We start from the raw sequence: 3,154 nt of genomic DNA, 5'->3' as shown, positions 1-3,154 counted from the left end.
GGTCGGTGGCGGTGCCCATCGGGATGTGCTGGAAGGCGTCGGTGAGGCCGTCGTGGGTGGCGCTGTCGAGCAGGTGCGGCGGGGTGCCGCGGTAGCCGCCGCGCAGGCCGGGGAGCAGCAGCGGGGCGTTGGTCATCGACTCGGTGCCGCCGGCGACGACGATCTCGTACGCGCCGGAGCGGATCAGCAGGTCGGCGGTGGCGACGGCGTCGATGCCGGAGAGGCAGACCTTGTTGACGTTGACGGCGGGGACGTCGAGCGGGATGCCGGCCAGGGCGGCGGCCTGCCGGGCCGGGAGTTGGCCGAGGCCGGCCTGCAGCACCTGGCCCATCACCACGTACTCGACCTGTTCGGGGGCGATCCCGGCCCGGGTGAGGGCCGCCCGGACGGCGTGTGCGCCGAGTGCGACGGCGTCGAGCGGGGCCAGTGCTCCGCCGAGCCGGCCGATGGGGGTGCGGGCTCCGGCGACGATCACCGAGGTTGTCATCTGCGCTACCTGCCTTCTGACGGATCGGAAGAAACCGACGGATGGAATGTATCTTCCGGCCGCGGTCGGCCGTCAATGTGTCGCAGCCCACGACTGAAAGGGGATTGACGGTGGTTCAGTGGCGTACTTACCGACCATCGGTAGGTAAGGTGGCGGCGCCCGGCCCCGGGGCACGGCGCGGGGCCGGCCCCGCGTAGGATCCGGCGGGTGACACCACCCGGCCGCAGGACCCAGCAGCAGCGCTCCGAGGCGACCACCGCCGATCTGCTGGCCGCCGCCCGGAGGCTGTTCGCTGCCGACGGGTACGCCGCGACCTCCCTCGACACCGTCTGCGAGCAGGCCGGTGTGTCGCGCGGGGCGCTGTACCACCACTTCCGCAACAAGGAGGCGCTGTTCCTCGCGGTGTACGAGCGCGAGCAGCGTGCCCTGGCCGCCGCCATCGCCGAGGAGTTCGGCCGCCACCTGGACCCGTGGGAGGGGCTGGTCGCCGGGTGCCGGGTCTTCCTGGTGCGCGCGCACGAGCCCGCCGTGCAGCGGATCACCATCATCGACGCGCCGAGCGCGCTGGGCTGGAACGCGGTGCGGGCGGTGCGCGAGGACTGCCGGCACATGATGCGGATCGGGGTGAGCCGCGCGGTCAGGGCGGGCAGCATCGCCGAGCGCCAGGTCGAGGCGCTCGCCTCGCTGCTGCACGGCGCGCTGTGCGAGGGGGCGGTGGCGGTGGCCTGCGCCGAGGAGCCGGAGGCCGCGCTGGAGGCCGTACTGGCCGAGCTCGGCCGCCTGCTGTCGGCGCTGGCCGACGCACGCTGACCGACGCGCGCTGACCGGCAGGCGCACCGGCACGCGACGGCACGCCCCGTCCCACCCGGGGAACCGGACGGGACGAGGCGGGGCGGCGGGGCGGTCCGGTGGGCGTCAGCAGCCGCTGTCGGAGATCACGTAGTAGCCGTCCGCGGTCTCCTTGAGGGTGTGGGTGACGAAGAGGTTGTAGAGGCCCATGTTCTGGTTGGAACCGTTGGCGTAGGTGTAGCCGCCGCTGGTGTGCGCCCGGCCGGCGGTGACCTGGGCGTAGTTGCTGGCGGTGAAGCACTGCGGGGTGTAGGGCGCCGCGGTGGTGGTGGCGGTGACGGCGGCGGACTGCGCACCGACCGCCCCGGCGGAGTCGACGGCCGCCACGGTGTACGAGTAACCGGTGCCCGCCGCCAGACCCGAGTCGGTGTACGACGTCCCCGACGCACTACCGACCTTCACCCCGCCCCGGTACACGTTGTACGACGACGCCCCGCCGACCGCCGACCACCCCAGCGTCGCGGTGGTGTCGGTGGTGGAACCCACCGCGAGACCCGTCGGGGCCGGGAGGACGGTGCCGCCGGAGCCCGCGGTGGTGGTGGCGGTGACGGCGGCGGACTGCGCACCGACCGTCCCGGCGGAGTCGACGGCCGCCACGGTGTACGAGTAACCGGTGCCCGCCACCAGACCCGAGTCGGTGTACGACGTCCCCGACGCGCTGCCGACCTTCACCCCGCCCCGGTACACGTTGTACGACGACGCCCCGCCGACCGCCGACCAGCCCAGGGTGGCGGTGGTGTCGGTGGTGGAGCCCACCGCGAGACCGGTCGGGGCCGGGAGGGCGGTGCCGGCGGAGCCGTCGAGGCCCCAGAACGCGGCGGTGTAGTAGCTGGAGCAGATGGTGTCGAGGTAGTACGAGCCGGTGGAGCCGCACTGGCCGGTGCCGGAGCCGGGGTCGACGGCCAGGCCGTGGCCCATGCCGGAGATCGAGTACAGCTGGACGGCGGGCTTGCCGGTGGCGTCGTCGTAGCTGGTCAGCGTGGTGTTGCCGGGGAGGGACCGGGTGCTGGAGGCGGTCTGCGGGATGCCCCAGGCGTTGGTCCACTGGTCGCGCAGCTCGGTGCCGTTGACGGGGTAGACGGTGTAGTCGGAGCTGCCCTGCCAGATCGCCACCCGCGGGTACGGGCCGGTGTAGCCGGGGTAGGAGTTGCGGACCTTGTCGCCCCACTGGGCGGCCGAGAGGTTCATGCTGCCGTACTGGCAGCTGCTGGCGCCGTTCTGGGTGGTGGCGCACTGGGCGGGCAGGCCGGAGTCGACGGCGCCGCCGGCGAAGACGTCCGGGTAGTCGGCGAGCAGGTTGGCGGCCTGGCCGCCGCCCGCGGACAGGCCGGTGACGTACACCCGGCCGGTGTCGCTGCCGTACTGCGCGACGGCCTTGTCGACCATCTGCTTGATGGAGAGCGCCTCGCCCTTGCCGCGGGTGCTCTGCGCGGGGTCGAACCAGCGGAAGCAGCTGAGCGAGTTGTTGGAGGAGCCGGTCTGCGGGTAGACCACCGCGAACTTGTACCGGTCGGCGAACTGCGCCCAGCCGGAGTGCGCGTGGTAGTCGGAGGCGCTCTGCGAGCAGCCGTGCAGGGCGATCACCAGCGGGCGGCCGGTGCCCAGGTCGTCGGGGGCGTACTCGTACATCGCGAGGTTGCCGGGGTTGGAGCCGAAGCTGCTCACCTGGGTGAGGCTCGCGGCGGCGGCGGTGGGGGCGCCGGCCGCCAGCAGGCCGGCCGCGAGGGCGAGGGCGCCGGTGGCCGCCGGGAGCCGGCGGCGGGCGCCGCGGGTGCGGGAGTTGCCGGGCAGAGTCATGGGGGGGGAGCTCCTGGGTGG

At 73.7% G+C, this 3,154-nt stretch carries 2 protein-coding genes and 1 pseudogene; 1 reads left to right on the top strand and 2 read right to left on the bottom strand.

Annotation, left to right across the window (positions count from 1 at the left end):
- Window positions 1-487 (bottom strand): annotated as a pseudogene (locus ACFUEL_RS37465) (acetyl-CoA C-acyltransferase); the annotation flags it as partial.
- 207 nt (window positions 488-694) lie between these two features.
- On the opposite strand from ACFUEL_RS37465, the gene ACFUEL_RS37460 reads away from it, so the two are divergent.
- The gene (locus tag ACFUEL_RS37460) at window positions 695-1,297 is read left to right on the top strand and encodes a TetR/AcrR family transcriptional regulator (protein WP_380242338.1); all 603 of its coding nucleotides are present in this window, start codon (window positions 695-697) and stop codon (window positions 1,295-1,297) included.
- A gap of 105 nt (window positions 1,298-1,402) precedes the next feature.
- On the opposite strand, the gene ACFUEL_RS37455 is transcribed toward ACFUEL_RS37460, so the two are convergent.
- A complete protein-coding gene (locus ACFUEL_RS37455) occupies window positions 1,403-3,133 on the bottom strand; it encodes a PHB depolymerase family esterase (protein ID WP_380242336.1) in 1,731 nt (576 codons plus the stop codon).
- Window positions 3,134-3,154 lie beyond the last annotated feature (21 nt).

This window comes from Kitasatospora sp. NPDC057198 (genome assembly GCF_042670125.1).
GTDB lineage: Bacteria > Actinomycetota > Actinomycetes > Streptomycetales > Streptomycetaceae > Kitasatospora.
Note: the sequence above shows the minus strand (reverse complement) of the source record. Positions and strands in the feature narration are given on the sequence as shown.

Bases quoted from the DNA above. Each gene is read 5' to 3' on its own strand.
- ACFUEL_RS37455 (WP_380242336.1), bottom strand. From the start codon at position 3,133: ATGACTCTGCCCGGCAACTCCCGCACCCGCGGCGCCCGCCGCCGGCTC.